At 62.3% G+C, this 19,869-nt stretch carries 5 protein-coding genes; 2 read left to right on the forward strand and 3 right to left on the reverse strand.

The features are described 5' to 3' along the window. The first annotated feature begins 9 nt into the window (after positions 1-9). A complete protein-coding gene (locus ACTJK9_RS24165; protein ID WP_440816779.1) occupies positions 10-13,632 on the forward strand; it encodes a non-ribosomal peptide synthase/polyketide synthase in 13,623 nt (4,540 codons plus the stop codon). Between the two features lie 63 nt (positions 13,633-13,695). Beyond that, entirely contained in the window at positions 13,696-14,643 is a 948-nt protein-coding gene (locus ACTJK9_RS24170) for an alpha/beta hydrolase (protein ID WP_440816782.1), read from the forward strand. Between the two features lie 111 nt (positions 14,644-14,754). On the opposite strand, the gene ACTJK9_RS24175 is transcribed toward ACTJK9_RS24170, so the two are convergent. The 3 genes from ACTJK9_RS24175 to ACTJK9_RS24185 form a co-directional block, all read right to left on the reverse strand. Then, complete coding sequence (locus ACTJK9_RS24175) at positions 14,755-15,015, reverse strand: bacteriocin immunity protein (RefSeq protein WP_085612870.1); 261 nt, start codon at positions 15,013-15,015, stop codon at positions 14,755-14,757. Beyond that, entirely contained in the window at positions 15,012-17,090 is a 2,079-nt protein-coding gene (locus tag ACTJK9_RS24180) for an S-type pyocin domain-containing protein (RefSeq protein ID WP_440816786.1), read from the reverse strand. The genes ACTJK9_RS24175 and ACTJK9_RS24180 overlap by 4 nt, the downstream gene beginning before the upstream one ends. Before the next feature lie 314 nt (positions 17,091-17,404). After that, complete coding sequence (locus ACTJK9_RS24185; RefSeq protein WP_221399127.1) at positions 17,405-19,831, reverse strand: TonB-dependent siderophore receptor; 2,427 nt, start codon at positions 19,829-19,831, stop codon at positions 17,405-17,407. Positions 19,832-19,869 lie beyond the last annotated feature (38 nt).

Here is a 19,869-nt window from a genome sequence, read left to right on the forward strand (position 1 = left end):
GACCACGGCATGCAGCAGTTGATTGAATCGGTAGGCGCGCTTTCTCCCGAGAAACGCAAGGCGCTGGCGATTCTACTGGGCAAACAGGGCATTAACCTTTATGGCATCGCGCCGATTTTTCGGCGCACCGAAGGTGAACCGCTGCTTTTGTCTTATGCCCAGGAGCGGCAGTGGTTTCTCTGGCAGATGGAGCCGGACAGCGCGGCGTACCACATTCCCACGGCGTTGCGCTTGCGCGGTGCCCTGGACATGGCGGTACTGCAGCGCAGTTTCGATACGCTGATCGAGCGTCACGAGAGTCTGCGCACCGGGTTTGCCCGAGGTGATCAGGACAAGGCCATTCAGCTGATCAAGGCGCCGTTTGCCTTGCAGATCGAGGTTCGCGAGCTGGAGGGCGAAGTCGATGAGCCGCGTTTGCGCGCGGCCATCGAAGCCGAAATTGCCCGCCCGTTCGATCTCGAACAGGACACCTTGCTGCGCGTCTGCCTGCTGCGGCTGGCACCGGACGACCACGTTCTGGTGATGGTGCAACATCACATCATTTCCGATGGCTGGTCGATGCAAGTGATGGTCAGCGAACTGATCGAGCTCTATGCCGGGTTCAGTCAGGGCGCACCGGCCACGCTGGCACCGTTGCCGATCCAGTACGCCGATTTCGCCCAGTGGCAACGCAGCTGGATGGACGCCGGTGAGCGCGAACGGCAATTGAGCTATTGGGTCGAGCATCTGGGTTCGGATCCGGGCGTGCTGGAACTGCCGGCCGATCACCCACGCCCGCTGGTGCAAAGCTATCGCGGTGCACGTCTGGATATGCAGCTGGACGCCGCGTTGAGCAAAGGCCTGCAAGATCTTGCGCGTCGTGAAGGCGTGACGATGTTCATGCTGTTGCTGGCAGCGTTCCAGACCTTGCTGCATCGCTACAGCGGTCAGGACGACATTCGCATCGGCGTGCCGATTGCCAACCGCAACCGTGCGGAAACCGAAGGGCTGATCGGCTTTTTCGTCAACACCCAGGTCTTGCGTGCCACCCTCGACAGCAGCATGACGTTCAGCGCCTTGCTGGCCCAGGCCCGGCAATCGGCGCTGGGCGCCCAGGCGCATCAGGATCTGCCGTTCGAGCAATTGGTCGAAGCCCTGGCGCCGGAGCGCAGCCTGAGCCGCAGCCCGTTGTTCCAGGTGATGTTCAATCACCAGAGTGGCGCGCGGCAGGCCGGACAGGCCATGCAATTGCCGGGGCTTGCCGTTGAAAGTGTGAACTGGGACAGCCTCACGGCGCAGTTCGACCTGACCCTGGAAACCCATGAATCGCCGGAAGGCGTGTGGGCCTCGCTGATCTATGCCACGGACCTGTTTGAAGCGGCGTCCATCGAGCGTATGGGCAGGCATTTGCAGACGTTGCTCAAGGCTGTCGTCAGCGATGCGCAACAACGTGTCGGCGAGTTGCCATTGCTCGATGCCCGTGAGCGGCAGGTATTGCTGCACGACTGGAACCCCGTGGACGCACCGTTTGCCAGCGATCTGTGCATTCATCAGTTGATCGCTCGTCAGGCGATTCGGACCCCGGATGCGCGGGCGGTGACCTTTGCCGAGCGGCATCTGACCTATGCCCAGCTTGAAGCACGGGCCAACCCATTGGCGCATGCCTTGATCGAGCGAGGCGTCGGCCCGGAGGTGCGCGTCGGCGTGGCGATGCAGCGCTCGGAGCATCTGCTGGTCGCGTTGCTGGCCGTGCTCAAGGCCGGGGGCGTGTACGTGCCGCTCGACCCGGATTACCCGGCCGATCGCGTCGCCTACATGCTCGAAGACAGCCGCGCGCTGTGCCTGCTGACCGAACGGGACGTCGCCGCCAATCTGGCGATTGCGGCGGACATTGACGTGCTGCTGATGGACAACGCCGCCGATGATTTCGCCGCGTACCCGGCGCATGCACCGCAAACGCGGGTGTCGGCCGACAACCTTGCGTATGTGATTTACACCTCCGGTTCGACCGGCAAACCGAAAGGCGTGGCGATTGCCCACCGCAACGTGCTGGCGCTGATCGACTGGTCGCAATCGGTGTACAGCCGCGACGATATCCAGGGCGTGCTGGCCTCGACGTCGGTGTGTTTCGACCTGTCGGTGTGGGAGCTGTTTGTCACCCTGGCCAACGGCGGTTCGTTGATCATCGCCCGTAATGCCCTGGAGTTGCCGCAGTTGCCGGCCCGCGATCAGGTGCGTCTGATCAACACCGTGCCGTCGGCGATTGCCGCCCTGCAACGCAGCGGCGAGATCCCGCCGAGCGTGCGCATCATCAATCTGGCCGGCGAGCCGCTCAAGCAGTCGCTGGTCGACACCTTGTATGCGCAACCGACGGTCGAACACGTTTTCGACCTGTACGGCCCGTCGGAAGACACCACCTATTCGACCTGGACACGGCGCACGGCCGGTGGCCAGCCAAGCATCGGCCGGCCGCTGAAACACACCGCCAGCTATGTCCTTGATGGCGAGCTGCAACCGGTGCCGCAAGGCGTCGCCGCCGAACTGTATCTGGCCGGTGCCGGCATCACGCGCGGTTATCTGGCACGGCCGGCGTTGACCGCAGAAAAGTATCTGCCGAACCCGTTCGGCGCTCCGGGCGAGCGTTTCTACCGCACCGGTGACCTGACGCGTTATCAGGCTGACGGCAACCTGCAATACGTCGGGCGTATCGACCATCAGGTCAAGGTGCGTGGTTTTCGCATCGAGCTGGGCGAGATCGAAGCGCGTCTGCTGCAACAAGACACGGTGCGCGAACTGGCGGTGCTGGCGCAGGAAGGCGCGAGCGGTCAGCAATTGGTCGCCTACATCGTGCCGAGCGCTGCGCTGGGTAACGCCGAAGAACGAGCGCGGCTGCGTGAAGTGCTCAAGGCCGGCCTGCGCGAGCACCTGCCGGAATACATGGTGCCGGCGCATTTGCTGTTCCTCGAACAGCTGCCGCTGACGCCCAACGGCAAGCTCGATCGCAAGGCTTTGCCCAAACCAGACGCAGCGCTCGAGCAGCACACCTATCTGGCGCCGGGCAACGACAACGAACGGCAGTTGTGCGAGATCTGGCAAGCCGTGCTCGGGCTGGAGCAGGTAGGCGTCACGGATAACTTCTTTACCCTTGGCGGCGACTCGATCATCTCCATCCAGGTGGTCAGCCGTGCACGTCAGGCCGGCCTGCGCATCACCCCCAAGGATCTGTTCCAGTACCAGACTGTGCAAGGTCTGGCCCGGGTCGCTCAGCGGGGTGAAGCGGCGTTCAGCATCGAGCAGGGCGCTGTCACCGGCAGCACGCCGTTGCTGCCGTTCCAGCAACGATTCTTCGAACTGGCGATTCCCGAGCGGCAGCGCTGGAACCAGTCGTTGCTGCTGAAACCTTCCCAGGCCATTGACGCCAGTGTCCTCGAGCAGGCCTTGCAGGCGCTGGTTGCGCATCACGATGCCTTGCGCCTGAGCTTCAGCGAAGGCGCTGAAGGCTGGACGGCCATGCACCGCGCGCCGGATAACCGGCCGTTGCTGCAACAGGCGGGCGTGCAGCACACCGACGAAATCGAAGCGGTGTGCGACGCCGCGCAAGGCAGCCTCGATCTGCAAGACGGCCCGTTGTTGCGCGCCGTGCTGTTGAATGTGGCTGACGGCAGCCAGCGCTTGTTGCTGGCGATCCACCACCTGGTGGTCGACGGTGTGTCCTGGCGCGTGTTGCTGGAAGATTTGCAGAATGCCTGCGAGCAGGCGCAAAGCGGCCAGGGGATCAAGCTCGCGGCCAAGACCAGCCCGTTCAAGGACTGGGCGCAACGTCTGCAAACATTCGCCACCGGCGAGCTGCACGACGAACTGACGTGGTGGGCCGGACAGTTGGGCGAAGCGCCCGCGGATCTGCCTTGCGACAACCCTGCGGCAACCTTGCAAAACCGTCACGCGGTGAGCGTGGAAACCCGCCTGAATGCGGATCAGACCCGCCAACTGTTGCAGCAGGCGCCCGCCGCCTATCGCACGCAGATCAACGATGTGCTTCTGACAGCACTGGCGCGGGTGATCTGCCGCTGGACCGGTCAGGCCTCGACCCTGATCCAACTCGAAGGTCATGGCCGTGAAGAACTGTTCGACGACATCGACCTGAGCCGCACCGTTGGTTGGTTCACCAGCCTGTTCCCGGTGCGTCTGACCCCGGCCGTGGGCCTGGCCGACTCGCTCAAGTCAGTCAAGGAACAACTGCGTGGCGTACCGAACAAGGGCCTGGGTTTTGGTGCCCTGCGTTACCTGGGCGATGAACACGCGCGACAGACGCTCGCCGCGCAGCCAGTCCCGCGCATTACCTTCAACTACCTGGGCCAGTTCGACAGCCAGTTCGACGAGGCCGCGCTGTTTGTGCCCGCCAGTGAAAGCACCGGCCGCGAACAGAGTTCGCTGGCACCGCTGGCGAACTGGCTGGACATCAACGGCAAGGTCTATGGTGGTGAGCTCAACCTCAGCTGGTCGTTCAGCCACGAAATGTTCAATCAGGCGACGATCCAGCGTCTGGCTGACGACTATGCGCAAGAACTCAATGCGCTGATCGCCCATTGCTGTGAAGCGCACAACCGCGGTGTGACGCCGTCGGACTTCCCGCTGGCTGAGCTGACTCAGGCGCAGCTCGATACGCTGATCACGGATCCGCAAGCGGTGGACAACGTTTATCCGCTGTCGCCGATGCAGCAGGGCATGCTCTTCCACACCCTGTACGAGCAAGGTTCGGGGGATTACATCAACCAGATGCGGGTGTCGGTGGAAGGGCTTGATGTCGAGCGTTTCCGTCAGGCCTGGCAAGCGGCGCTGGAGTCCCATGACATTCTGCGCACGCGGTTTGTCTGGGGAGGGGAGCAGGCCCAGCCGCTGCAGATCGTCGAACGCTCGGCGACGCTGCCGTTTACCGTTCACGACTGGCGCGGCCAGCCGGGCGAAGCGCTGGATGCGCTGGCCGAGGCCGAGCGCAGCCGTCCGTTCGATCTGAGCGAGGTGCCGCTGTTGCGCCTGGTGGTGGTGCGTACCGCGCAGGACCGTCACGAACTGCTCTACACCAGCCACCACATTTTGCTGGACGGCTGGAGCAACTCGCAGTTGCTCGGTGAAGTGTTGCAACGCTATGCCGGGCAAGTCCCTGCAACGCCCATTGGCCGCTACAGCGATTACATCGCCTGGCTGCAGCGTCAGAACAGTCGCCTCAGCGAGCAATTCTGGCTTGAGCGTCTGGCCCGGTTCGATGAGCCAACCCGCCTGGCCCAGGGGCTGGCGGACCGTTCGGCGAACGCCGATGGCGGTACCGGACAATATCAGCAGTGGATCGACGCCACTGGCACGTTGCGCTTGAGTGAGTTTGCCCGTCAGCAAAAAGTCACCCTTAACACCCTGGTGCAGGCGGCGTGGCTGTTGCTGTTGCAACGTTACACCGGGCAACCGACCGTGGCCTTCGGCGCCACTGTGTCGGGACGTCCGGCCAACCTGCCGGGGGTCGAGCAGCAGGTCGGCCTGTTCATCAACACCTTGCCGGTGATTGCCCGTCCGGAACCGCAACTGACGGTCAGCCAGTGGCTGCAAACCGTGCAGGAACTCAACATCGCCCTGCGTGATTTCGAACACACCCCACTGGCCGATATCCAGCGCTGGTCGGGGCAGGGCAGCGACGGCCTGTTCGACAACCTGTTGGTGTTCGAGAACTACCCGATCTCCGAAGCGCTGGAGCAAGGCTCGTCGCTGGGCCTGAAGTTCGGCGCGGTCGACACCCGTGAACAAACCAATTTCCCGCTGACGGTCGGGGTCAACCTCGGCGAAACCCTCTCGGTGCATTACAGCTTTGCCGCCGCCCGTTTCAGCCCGGACTCCATTGTGCGTTTGCACGCGCAACTGGCCTCGCTGCTGGAGCAGTTCGTACAGTCGGCGAATGCGCGTCTCGGCGCGTTGACCCTGCTCAGCGGTGAAGAGCAGCGTCGATTGCAGGAAAACAATCGTGCGCAACCGTGCACGGATCCGTTGCTGGTGCATCAGCGCATCGCGGTGATTGCGGCGCAGCAGGCGCAACAGCAAGCCGTGCGTTGTGGCGATCAGGCGTTGACCTTCGCCGAGCTTGAAAGCTACGCCAATCGCCTCGCGCATGTGCTGATCAATGAAGGCGTCGGGCCGGAAGTGCGCGTCGGCGTAGCCCTGCCGCGCAGCCCATCGATGCTGGTGGCCTTGCTCGCGGTGCTCAAGGCCGGCGGCGCCTATGTGCCGCTGGATGCCAGTTATCCGCGCGAGCGCCTGGCCTATCTGATCGAAGACTCGGGCATCGCGCTGTTGCTCAGCGATTCGCAACTGCGTCCTCGGTTGCCACTGAGCGCCGGAGTGCGTGCCCTGGATCTGGACACGTTGTCGACTGCCGAATGGCCAGACGTTGCGCCGCAGGTCGAGGTACACGCGCAAAACCTGGCTTACGTGATTTACACCTCGGGTTCCACCGGCCAGCCCAAGGGTGTGTGCGTGGAGCACGGACCGCTGGCGATGCATTGCCAGGCCATCGGCCAGCGCTATGAAATGACCCCGGACGATTGCGAGCTGCACTTCATGTCGTTCGCGTTCGACGGCGCTCATGAACGCTGGTTGACCCCGCTGACCCATGGCTCGCGGCTGTTGCTGCGCGATGACAGTCTGTGGAGCCCGGAGCAGACCTACACCGCCATGCAGCAACACGGCGTGACGGTGGCGGCGTTCCCGCCGGTGTACTTGCAGCAATTGGCCGGGCACGCCGAACAGGTCGGCCAGCCGCCCGCTGTGCGGATCTACTGTTTCGGCGGCGATGCCGTGCCCAACGACAGTTTCGAGCGGGCGCGTGCGGCGCTGGCGCCGCAGTACATCATCAACGGTTACGGGCCGACCGAAACCGTGGTCACCCCATTGATCTGGAAGGCCGGGCGGCATGACGCATGCGGCGCAGCCTATGCACCGATCGGCACGCGGATCGGCGACCGCAGCACCTGTGTGCTCAGCGCTGACCTCAATGCGTTGCCCCAGGGCGTGATGGGCGAGCTGTATCTGGGCGGCACCGGGCTGGCCCGGGGTTATCTGGATCGTCCGGCGCTGACCGCTGAGCGCTTTGTACCCGATCCGTTCGGGGCGCCGGGCAGTCGTCTGTACCGCAGCGGTGACCTGGTGCGTGAGCGCGCCGATGGCGTGTTCGACTATCAGGGCCGCGTCGATAACCAGGTGAAAATCCGTGGTTTCCGCATCGAACTGGGCGAAATCGAAGCGCGTCTGCTGGAACTGAGCAGCGTGCGCGAAGCCGTGGTGCTGGCGCATGCCGGGCCAAGCGGCAAGCAACTGGTGGCCTATCTGGTCCCGACACAACCGGTGGCAGACGCACATCTGGCTGAATGGCGCGACAGCGTGCGCAACGCTCTCAAGGAGAGTCTGCCAACGCACATGGTGCCGGCGCACTTGATGGTGCTGGCGCACCTGCCGCTGACCCCGAACGGCAAACTGGACCGCAAGGCGCTGCCTGCACCGGACGCCAGTCTGCTGCAGAACAGCTACGTGGCGCCGCGCAATGAAATGGAGCAACGTATCGCCACGATCTGGGCCGATGCGCTGCGCCTTGAGCAGGTCAGCGCCACGGACAATTTCTTCGAGCTGGGCGGCGATTCGATCATCTCGATTCAAGTAGTCGGCCGTGCGCGGCAGGCCGGTATCCAGTTCACGCCCAAGGATCTGTTCCAGCACCAGACCGTGCAGGCACTGGCGGCGGTAGCACAGTCGGGCGGCACGGTGCTGAGCATCGACCAGGGGCCGGTCAGCGGTGCGACGCCGTTGTTGCCGTCCCAGCAATGGTTCTTCGCCAGCGAGATCCCCGAGCGGCATCACTGGAACCAGTCGTTGCTGCTCAAACCGGCGATGACGCTGCACGCCGAGACCGTTGCGCAGGTGCTCCAGGCATTGGTTGCGCATCACGATGCCTTGCGCCTGTCGCTCATTGAAACGACTGACGGCTGGACAGCCACTCACCGCCCGATCGAGCCTGTGCAAGCACTGCTCTGGCAGCGCACGCTGACGGATTCGGCTGCAATCGAAGTGCTCTGTCAGCAGGCCCAGGGCAGTCTTGATCTGCACGACGGTCCGCTGCTGCGCGGCGTGCTGTTCGATCTGCCGGATCAGACTCAGCGCTTGTTGCTGGTGGTGCATCACCTGGTGGTCGACGGTGTCTCCTGGCGGATCCTGCTGGAAGATCTGCAAACCGCATTCAGCCAGATCCAGGCCGGGCGCGAGGTCGCGTTGCCGGCCAAGACCAGCGCCTTCAAAGCCTGGGCCGAGCGCCTGCAGGCGCACACCGTCAGCCTCGATGACCAACAGGCCTTCTGGCGTGGGCATTTGCAGGGGGCGACCGCCACGTTGCCGTGCGAGCGCCCGGACGGCAGCCTGGAAAACCGCTACGCGCAAAGTGTGCAGACGCGCCTTGCCCCTGAACTGACCAGACAACTGTTGCAACAGGCCCCGGCGGCTTATCGCACGCAGGTCAACGACTTGCTGCTGACCGCACTGGCCCGGGTCATCAGTCGCTGGAACGGACAGGCCTCAGCCCTTATTCAACTGGAAGGACATGGTCGTGAAGACCTGTTCGACGACATCGATCTGAGCCGCACCGTTGGCTGGTTCACCAGCGTGTTCCCGGTGCACCTGACCCCGGCCAGCGGTTTCGCTGATTCGATCAAGCAGATCAAGGAGCAGCTGCGTGCGATTCCCGACAAGGGCATCGGTTTTGGCGCCTTGCGTTATCTGGGCGATGCCTCGGCGCGTGAGGCTCTGGCAGAACTGCCCACGCCGAAAATCACCTTCAATTACCTCGGCCAGTTCGATAGCCAGTTCGACGAAGCCGCGCTGTTCCTGCCGGCCGGCGAAAGTGCCGGCAGTGACCTCAGCGATCGCGCCCCACTGGGTAACTGGCTGTCGGTCAATGGTCAGGTGTATGGCGGTGAACTGAGCCTGTCGTGGAGCTTCAGCGGGCAGATGTTCGACACCGCGACCGTGCGGGCAGTGGCCGATGAATACGGGCGTGAACTGACCGCGCTGATCGAACACTGCGTGACCCCGGGCAACCACGGCCTGACGCCGTCGGACTTCCCGCTGGCAGCGCTGGACCAGATGCGTCTGGACGGTTTGCCGGTGCCGGTCGCGGACATCGAAGACATCTATCCGTTGTCGCCGATGCAGCAGGGCATGTTGTTCCATACCTTGTCCGATGACGGCGACGATCTCTACGTCAACCAGCTCAACCTGACGGTGGAAGGCCTCGATATCGAGCGCTTCCGTGCCGCGTGGGAATGCGTGGTGGAGCGCCACGAAATTCTGCGCACGTCGTTCCATTGGCAAGACAGCCAGGCGTCACCGGTGCAGGTCGTCCACCGTCAGGGCATTGTTGACCTGCAAGCACTGGACACGCCGATGGATGAGGCGCAACTCGCCGAGTTTGCCCGTCAGCAGCGGGTTCAGGGCTTTGCGCTGGACCGCATGCCGTTGCAACGCACGCGCCTGATTCGGCTGGATGCCGACAAGTACCAGTTGATCTGGACCAGCCATCACATTCTGATGGACGGCTGGAGCAGTTCGCAGTTGTTCGGCGAGGTACTGCAGCACTACGCCACCGGCCAGGTCGAAGGCGAAAGCGGTCGGTATCGCGACTTTATCGCGTGGTTGCAGCAACAGGATTCGGCGCAGCTCGAGCAATTCTGGCGCGGCCACTTGCAGACGCTGGTCGAACCGACCGCGTTGAGCCAGGCGATGCACCCGCGTCACGAATCCGCCGAGCACGGCCACCAGGCGTTGTACACCCGTTGGGATGCGCAGCAGACCGCCTTGTTGCAGCAGCATTGCCGGGCTCAGGGCATCACCGCCAACACGTTGATTCAAGGCGCATGGTTGCTGCTGTTGCAGCGCTACACCGGTCAGCACAGCGTGGCGTTTGGTGCCACCGTGGCCGGGCGCCCGGAGGGATTGCCGAATGCCGGCAGCATGCTGGGGCTGTTCATCAACACCTTGCCGGTGATCCAGACCCTCGATCCGGCGCAGCCGCTGAATGCCTGGCTGAGCAATCTGCAGGCCTATAACCTCGATCTGCGTGAACATGCTCACGCACCACTGGCGGACATTCAGCGCTGGTCGGGGCAGGGCGGGCAAGCCTTGTTCGACAGCATCATCGTGTTCGAGAACTACCCGATCGACCAGCGTCTGGAACAGGCACCGGGCGGCCTGCGTTTCGGCACCTCGGCCAGCCATGACGTGACCAACTTCCCGATGGACCTGGCCGTGCATCTTGGCGAAGAGTTCTCCATCGAGTACCTGTTCCTGCGTGATCGGTTCAGTGTCGAAGCGGTCGAGCGGATCCGCCAGACCATGGAAGTGCTGCTGCACAGCATGATGCAGCAGCCGACGGAGCGACTGGGCAACCTGCAGCGTCTGGCCGCGCCACAATGGCAGGCCTTGCAGCAGTGGGGCGCAGAACCGGCGGCGGTGCACAACCGTGAGCTGTTGCCGGCGATGATTGCTGCGCAACGGCCTGAGGCCATTGCCGCCGAATGTGGTGACGAGCAGTTGAGCTATGCGCAACTCGAGCACCGGTCCAACCAGCTGGCGCATCATTTGATTGCGGCGGGTGCCGGTCCGGAAGTCCTGATCGGTGTCGCTCTGGAACGTTCGCTCGACATGCTGGTGGCCTTGCTCGCCGTGTTCAAAAGCGGCGCTGCCTACGTGCCGCTGGACATCGACTATCCAGCCGATCGCCTGGCCTTCATGATTGAAGACTCCGGCATGCGTCAGATGATCAGCCGTGGCGCCGCCAGCCAGCGTTTGCCGCTGCCGGCGAATTTGCCATTGCTTGATCTGGATCTTTTCGATGGCAGTCAGTACCCGAACACGGCGCCGCGGGTGCAGACCTGTGATGACAGCCTCGCCTATCTGATCTACACCTCGGGTTCCACCGGTTTGCCCAAAGGTGTGGCGGTAACCCACGGACCGCTGAGCATGCATTGCCAGGCAATCCGCGAGTTGTACGAAATGGACGCCAGCACGCGCGAATTGCACTTCATGTCGTTCGCTTTCGACGGCGCCCATGAACGCTGGCTGACCACCCTGGCCTTTGGCGGCACGCTGGTGCTGCGCGATCATGAACTGTGGACACCGGAGCAGACCAGCCACGCCTTGCTCAACCGTTCGATCGATATCGCCTGCTTCCCGCCGGCCTACCTCAAACAGGTAGCCGAGTACGTCGAGGCCAGCGGCATGGCCGTGCCGAAGGTGCGCATTTATTGCCTGGGGGGTGACGCGGTGCCGGAGCAGACCCTGGCGCAGGTGCGCCGCGTGTTGCAGCCGCAGTTCATCACCAACGGTTACGGCCCGACCGAAACCGTGGTCACGCCGATGCTCTGGAAAGCGCCGAATGATGAGGCCTGTGCGGCTGCCTATGCGCCGATCGGGCGAGTGGTCGGTCAACGCTCGCTGTGGGTTCTGGACGACGATCTCAATCCGCTGCCACAAGACTTGTCCGGCCAGTTGTACATCGGAGGCTACGGGGTTGCCCGTGGTTACCATGGCCGTGCGGCGATCACCGCCGAGCGCTTCGTGCCGGATCCATTCGGCGCGCCGGGCAGTCGTCTGTACCGCAGCGGTGACCTGGTGCGCCTGCGCCATGACGGCATCCTCGATTACGTCGGCCGCGCCGACCATCAAGTGAAGATTCGCGGTTTCCGCATCGAGCTGGGTGAAATCGAAGCCTGCCTGCGCGCTCAGGAAGGTGTCACCGACGCTGTGGTCATCGCCCGTGACGGCGTCTCCGGCAAGCAGTTGATCGGCTATGTGGTCAGCAGCGACGACAACGTCGGGGATCGTCTGAAGACCCTGTTGCGCGCACAGTTGCCCGAATACATGGTGCCGCTGCAGATCATGGCTCTGGCGCGCCTGCCGATTTCGCCGAACGGCAAACTGGATCGCAAGGCGCTGCCGCAGCCCGAGTTTTGCGCCGATCAATATCAGGCGCCGCGCAACGCGCAGGAAACCTGGCTGGCCGATATCTGGGCCGACGTGCTGCAAGTGGAGCAGGTTGGCATCAGCGACAACTTCTTCGAGTTGGGCGGTGATTCGATTCTCAGCCTGCAGGTGATTTCCCGGGCACGGAACCATCCGCAACTGAAACTGGACATCAAGCTGCGTGACCTCAGGCGCTTCCAGACCATTGGCAACCTGTTCGACCAGCAAGCAGTCACCCGCTCAAGCCAGGCTGGCGACAGCAGCCACGTAGCACAGGCGGGTGCGTTTGGATTGTTGCCGATCCAGGAGTGGTTCTTCGCCGAGGACATGAGCGAACCGCATCATTTCAACCAGGCAATGATGCTGCGTTCGCGCCAGACGCTGGATGCCCCGGCGCTGGAGCAGACGCTGCGGTTGATGCTGGCCCAGCATGATTCGTTGCGGCTGCGCTTCTATCAGGATCAGGGCCGCTGGTTGCAGCACTATCAAACGTTGCAGGACAGCCTGCGCAGCGCCGAGCACAAGCCGTTGCTGTGGCAGCGTGAGATCAGCGACATCGAGCAACTCGACGCACTGGTCAACGAAGCCCAGCGCAGCCTCAACCTGTTCGACGGGCCACTGATGCGCGGCCTGCTGGTGAATCTGCCGGACGGCGAGGTGCGCCTGCTGCTGGTGGTGCATCACCTGGTGATCGACGCGGTGTCGTGGCGGGTGTTCCTGCAAGACTTGCAACTGGCCTACGAGGCGTTCAGTCAGGGGCGCGAGCCGCAACTGGCGCAGCGCACCAGCAGCTATCGCGCCTGGGCCGATGGCCTGGCGGCGCAGGTGCCGGCACTGGTCGAGCAAGAGCTGGATTATTGGCTCGGACAGCTGGATCAGCCGGGCAGGGATCTGCCGTGTGACAACCCGCGCGGCAAGAACCTGGTGCGTTTTCGCGAAGAAACGTTCATGGGCCTCGACGCCACCCGCACCGGGCAACTGCTCAAACAGGCGCCAGCGGTATACGGCACGCAGATCAACGACCTGCTGCTGACCGCGCTCGGTCGGGTGCTGTGTCGCTGGAGCGAGGCCGAGTCGGTGCTGGTGCAACTGGAAGGGCACGGTCGTGAGGACCTGGTCGAAGGGCTGGACCTGAGCCGCACCCTCGGCTGGTTCACCACCATGTTCCCGGTGCGGCTGGCGCCGTTGGCGGAGCAGGATTTCGGCGCATCGATCCTGGCGGTACGCGAGCAGTTGGCGGCGGTGCCGCAGAAAGGCGTCGGCTACGGCGCGCTGCGCTACATGGCCGATGCGTCGGTGCAACAGCGTCTGGCGGCGTTGCCACAGGCGCGGCTGACCTTCAACTACCTGGGGCAGTTCGACCAGACCTTTGACGAGCAGGCGATGCTGATGCCGGCGGACGAGCACATCGGCGACGTCTATAGCCTGGATGCCAACCTCGGCAACTGGCTGGAAATCGTCGGTCAGGTGTTCGACGGCAAACTGTCGATGCGTTGCATGTACAGCACCCGTCGCTTCCGCCCGGGCACCATCGAGACCTTGATGCAGCAGTATCAGGCCGAGCTGGAAGCGTTGGTCGACCATTGCCTGCAACAGTCGGCGCGTTGAGCCGGTCTTTAACTTTTTGAGAGGGCCGGTGCGCATTGTGTGCATCGGCCCGGGATGTGGTGCATGTCATTGAATTCGGAAGTAGCGGCGTTTCTTGATCTGGTCGAAGACAGTCAGAACGGCGCGTTTCACCAAGGGACACCTGAGCGGGCCCGTGAGGCGTTCGAGCGGTCCTCGCAACAGATGCGCTGGGACGTGCCGGATGTCGAAGTGAGTGAGGTGCGACATCTTGCCCGCGACGGCGCTGAGCTGACCCTGCGGCTGTACCGTCCGTTGCACAGGGGTGGTGTCCTGCCGGTGCTGCTGTTTTTGCACGGCGGTGGTTTTGTGGTCGGCAGCCTCGATTCCCACGACGGTATTTGCCGTGAATTCTGCGCGCGCACGCCGTGTGCAGTGCTGTCGGTCGGCTACCGCCGCGCGCCGGAACACAAATTCCCGGTGGCGTTGCACGATTGTGCCGATGCACTGGATTGGCTGCGCGAACAGGCCGGCGAATTCGATCTCGACCTGTCGCGCCTGGTGTTTGGCGGCGACAGCGTCGGCGCCACGCTGGCGACCGTGCTGGCGCTTGAGGCGCGCGCGCCCGGCGCGCTGAAACCGTGCCTGCAATTGCTGTGCTACCCGGTAACCGACGCCTCGCAGCGCCGTGAATCGATGGACCTGCTCGGCGAAGGTTATCTGCTGGAAAGCGATACCCTGGAATGGTTCTACCAACACTACGCCCGCCGCCTCGAGGACCGCCGCGACTGGCGTTTCTCGCCACTGCTGAGCACCGACCTTGCCGGCGCCGCACCGGCCTACGTCGCCCTGGCAGGCTTCGACCCGCTGGTGGACGAAGGCCGCGCCTACGCCGAACGTCTGGCCAGCGCCGGAGGATTGCTTGAATGCCGCGAATTCAGTGGCCACGTGCATGACTTCCTGCGCATGCGCATGGTCACGCAAGAGGTGGAGGCGATCTATCAGGAACTGGTGAGCGTGCTGCGCACCGCGATGTATCCGGAAACGGTCTGATCCGACTTGGCCTGATGTGCGCGTCCACACACCAGGCCATCAACACCCGTCTCCGTTGGAGCGGGCTTGCTCGCTAAGAGGGCGCCTCTGAAAGCGCGTTTCAGGAACTGACTATTCCGGTTTGAAACCTGGTTTTCCGTTGGCGGCCCGCCATTCCTTGATGGCTTTTAATGCACCAGCGGGGCTGTCTTCGACCCCCTCGGCAGGGTAGTACAAAATATCCGAGCCGCTCGGGTGTTCCGAAATTTTCACTATGTTGTCCACTATCGCGTCGTGCTCTCTCTCGGATGAGTAGTCTCCTTCAACCAGGCGGTTTATGAGGGCGATAAACTCTGACTCTGTATATTCTTCAAACCTGGATTTAAATTTCATTGTTTGGTCCTCCTCTGCTTGGCGTGGATTTTTATGTGTTGGCGCGGTGTCAACAGTCGGAGATTGTCTGCATCGTAAACCATGCCACCTTCACCGATAGGCACAACATGATGTATCTCTATTTTTACCCTTCTCCCTACATGTTCTGCTTGGGGGGCACGTGGTGAAAGCCCCTTTTTGATATCGAGTTGATTAAAGTATGGAAACTCATGCATTAATTGCTCATTACTTTCCACTGCCTTCCAAAACGCCCGCCTAAACGCTTTAAAACTGGAAAACTCCTGCCCCCTCAGCGTATCCGCAATCTGCGCGGGTATCGGCGCACCGTCCGGGGTTGACGCGGCCCCCAGCCAATTCCCCGATATCACTTGCCCATTCCCCGAAGCGACTCCCGGATCCTGACGACGATCCCTGAACATCGTGAAGGTCGGCGGGATGCCGGACTCGATCGGGAATACGGTGATGAAGCCACCGAAGTCGTACTGGTCCAGTTCGGGAAAGGGGTCGATTCGCCCGCCTTGCGGGGTGACCGTTGCACCTTCGTAGATCGGCAGATCGGTGTCGGCGAACGGCAAATCCGTCGAAGGATTCAGCGGTTGTACCAAAGGTGTCCAGGTCAGGGTGGGACCCTTGGCCTCGGCGTCGCCGGAGACGTACGCATTTTTGCCGGCATCAAATCGGGCCAGCCTTACCGGCACGTTGGCAGGTACCGTGGTGCCGGCCGTACCGACGACGACAATCTCCGCGCTGTTGCCTGTCGTCCTGGAACCGAGCCTCACCGGCAGGTCGACGTCTTTGCCGCTGGCCGCCCGTTCGTACAGGTCGACAGCGTTCAGATCGGGAGCGAGTTCCGAGAGCGGAACACTGGCCGAATAAAGATCGCCATTGCCCAGCCTGGATGGCATCAGCAGTGCTGCGAAACCGACCAGAACGGGCGCCGCTGCGGCGCTCACGACAGAAACGGCGGTGCGCAAAGCAGTTCTGAGCGCCAGTGAGGTGGCCTGGCTGGTGGCGATGTGGCCGAGCGTGCCGCTAAACGTTGAGTCAAACGCAGCCAGTGAACCAACGTTGGCAAATGTCGGGTTTTGCCAGCGGGCGTCGCTCTCGGCTTGCCATTGTTCATGCAGGCGTTTTTGTTGCGCGGCCAATCTGGCCCTGGCCCGGCGCGCTTGCTGCTGCTTTTTCCTTTTGGCCTTCCTCTGCGCCTGACGCTGCTCCTTCAAGCGCTGTGCTTCCTGTTCTCTTTGAACCCGCGCCTGTTCAGTCTCTGCCAGTTCACGTTGGCGACGAGCCTCTTCGGCCAATGCATGTTGACGCTGCTGCTCGGCGGCGATAAGGGCCCGTTCGGCAGCCACGCGCTGAGCCTCTGCCTGTTCACGCTGGCGACGTGCTGCATCTGCCAACGCCTGCTGACGCTGCTGTTCAGCGGCGATTCTGGCGCGCTCGGCGGCCTGACGCGCCGCTTCGGCGGCAGCGGCTTGTGCCCGTTCGTTGGCCTGCACGGTGGCCAGCCAGTTGTGCACATTGGCTTGTTGTTGATGAAGAACGTTGAGGGTCTGAGCCAGCAATCTGGCTTCGAGCGCTGCTCGATAGGACAGTTTCCACAGGTTCATTCCCGGGCCGTTGGGGCTGAGAATCGGGTCGATGATCTGTGCGCGGGAGAGGAACTGGGAAACCGTTTTGTCGGTAGGATCGCTGCCGTAGAAACCGTGGGACAAATGGGTCTGGTGTTGCAGTTGTTGGTTTTTTCGCTGAATCACGGTGTTGCGTACACCCAGCTCGCGGACCAACGATGCAGCCGGTGGTAGCGGGTGGGTCGAGATTTCCTGTCGTGCGGCTGCCAGATCCGTTTCAATGGTCTGCAGAATCTGTGCTGTCTTGCCTTGATATTCCGCCTCCAGCGGGCCGGTAAAGTTTTGCAGTACTTGCTGATATTGGCCGGTGCTTCGCGGAGGGCCGAACCGGCCGCTGTTGGGAATCGTGGTGCCGGTCGAGGGGTTTATTCGCATGCCTGGAGGTGCTTTCCCGATTGTGTGGACGGCCTCGGTCAATTCGAACGACGATGGTTTTTGCATATTCATATCCTTTTGAATGTGCATTGTTTTTCGATAAGTAATGGGTGAGCAGTCAATTGCTTCCTGCCAATCAACGTTACAACGAAGTGCTCAGGGAAATACCCGAGTCTTCTGTAGGCGCTGACAGGAGATAAGGCGGAAGTTTTCGCCAAAAAGAGGGTTTTGGCGGATGCTTCTTTTATGTAATCGGACGTTTCCTATGCAACGAAAGGAAATACCTTTCAAGCCGCATGTTTTGTAGTGCCGTTAAACCTTCATCCAAAAAAAAAGCGCCCCGGTCTGGCCGGGGCGCTTTTTGTGTTGCAGCGGTTAAATCAGAACGTGTACTTGAAGCCGGTCATGATGTTGCGCGGTGCGCCGTACATGCCGTGGTCGCCGGCGTAGCTGAGGTATTCGCGGTCGAATACGTTGTTCAGGTTGACCGAGGCGCTGAGGTTTTTGCTGATGTCGTAACGCGCCAGCAGGTTGGTGACGGCGTAGCTGCCTTGCTGGAAGGTATGCAGGTCGGCACCGGTCTTGCTCTGCCAGTTCACACCGCCGCCAACGGTGACTTTGTCCAGGATGCCCGGCAGGCGATAGCTGGTGAAGGTCTTGAGGCTGTGACGGGGCAGGGTGGTGACGATGCGCTGGTCATCGGCATCGGTGCTGACTGCATAGGCGTACCCGGCAGACGCTTGCCAGCCTTCGGCCAATTCGCCATCGAGGGTGAATTCGGCACCCTTGGTGGTGGTGCCCTGTTCGGATTTGTAGGTGTTGCCGCCTGGGGTGTCGATCCAGATTGCCAGGTTGTCCTGCTCGATCTTGAACAGCGCGAAGCTGGAGTTCAACTTGCCATCGAAGTGGCTGCCCTTGACGCCGACTTCGTAGCCGGTGCCTTCCATCGGGTCCAGAGGCTTGTTGTTGACGTCGCGAACCCACGACGATTGCGGGTTGAAGATCTTGGTGTAGCTGGCGTACAGCGACCAGTTGTCGTTGACGTCATAGACCACACCCGCGTACGGAATGTAGACACCGGTTTCCGATTCCTTGGTCTTGGTTTCTGCACCGCCGTACGGCTTGTCTTCGATGTCGCGATGCCAGTCGACCACGCGGCTGCCGAGCAGGATGCTCAGGTCATCGGTGGCACGCAGGCGGGTGGCCAGGTACGCGGCGTATTGCGTTTCATCGACGGTGGATTTGCCGGTGACGTTGAATTCGGGTTTGACCGAATCGCCGTTCCAGTTCAGCAGGTTGTCGATGGCGCCGGCAGGGGAGCCGGAGTAGTCGTATTTCCAGCTGCCGTAGTTCGGCACGTTTTCGTTGTATTGCGACAGGGTCACACCGGCGATCAACTCATGCTCGCGACCCAGCAGGCCGAACGGGCCGGTCAGGTAGGCGTCGATGTTGTTCTGGCGCGGGGTACCGGAGAAGCGCACCGGCAGTTGGGTCGTGCCGCTGCCGTCCGGGTTCAGGCCACCGTTGACGTAGTTGAAGACCTCGTCGAACTTGTTCTCGGAGTGAGTGAATTCAACCTTGCCGCTCCAGCCATTGCCGAACTGCTGTTCGATCGAGGTGAAGAAGCTGGTTTGTTCGTGATCGTTATACGACCAGGTCTGCGCCGAGTTCAGCGAACGGCTGAGGTTGGTGCGCGAGCCATCGGTGAAGCGGGTTGGCAGGCCCGAACGCATTGGCGAATCGACGTCGGTGCGCTGGTAGCTGAAACCCATGGTCAGCAGCGTGTCTTCGCTCAGGTCGAATTCAGTGATGCCGTACATCAGCTGCGAATCTTGCTTGTAGCGGTCGATCCAGGACTGTTCGGTCTTGAAGTCGCCGACCAGTCGGCCACGGATGTTGCCGGTTTCGGTCAGCGGCCCGGAGACATCGAAACCGGTGCCGTAGCGATCCCAGTTGCCGGCTTCAGCGGTGACGCTGGCCTGAGCTTCGGCAGTCGGACGCTTGCGGATCAGGTTGATGGTGGCCGAAGGGCTGCCCAGGCCGCTGATCAAACCGGTGGCGCCACGCACCACTTCCACACGGTCGTACATCGCCATGCTCTGGGTGTAGTTGTCCATGCGCTTGACGGTCGGCACGCCGTCGATTTCGAAGTTCTGGATCTCGAAACCACGGGAGAAGTAACCGTCGGACTCTGCGCCCTGGCCGTCACGCAGCACAATGATGCCCGGTGTGGCGTCGAGGGTGTCGCTGAGGTTGGTCAGACGCTGGTCGTCGAGGCGCTGACGGGTCATGACGGTCAGTGACTGCGGGGTTTCCTTGGGTGTCAGGTTCAGGCGCGTCGAGCTGCTGGACGAGTACGTGGTGTACAGCCCGGAGCCTTCAGTGGTCGACCCCGGCGCCTTGCCGGAAATCGATACCGCGCCCAGCTCCAGTGCGTTTCCCGCGCCTGCACCGGTGGCCGGCACCAGCGAAACGGAGTTGCCGGTCAGTTGATAGGTCATGCCGCTCCCCAGCAGCAAGTTGTCCAGTGCCTGTTTCGGCTCCAGGTGCCCGGATACCGCGTTCGAGTTCAGGCCAGCCAGGGATTCCGGGCTGTAGAGAATCTGCAGATTGGCTTGTTGCCCCAGCTGTTGCAGTGCTCGGGACAGCGGTTGCGCAGGGATGTTGACGTCGACCGGCGTCGCTTGAACCTGGGTGCTGCCCAACAGCATCAGCGTCAGCAGAGCACCTGACAGCATTGCGCCACGCGGATTGCGGCGGGAGATGGCCTCGGCCAGAGGGGTGCGGGACAACTTTAAGGCTTGCATTTGCTCGGGATGCTCCTGAAGTGCGAGTGCAGTTTTAT

It is taken from the genome of Pseudomonas sp. 22082, from assembly GCF_052046055.1.
Taxonomy (GTDB): Bacteria; Pseudomonadota; Gammaproteobacteria; order Pseudomonadales; family Pseudomonadaceae; genus Aquipseudomonas; species Aquipseudomonas pharyngis.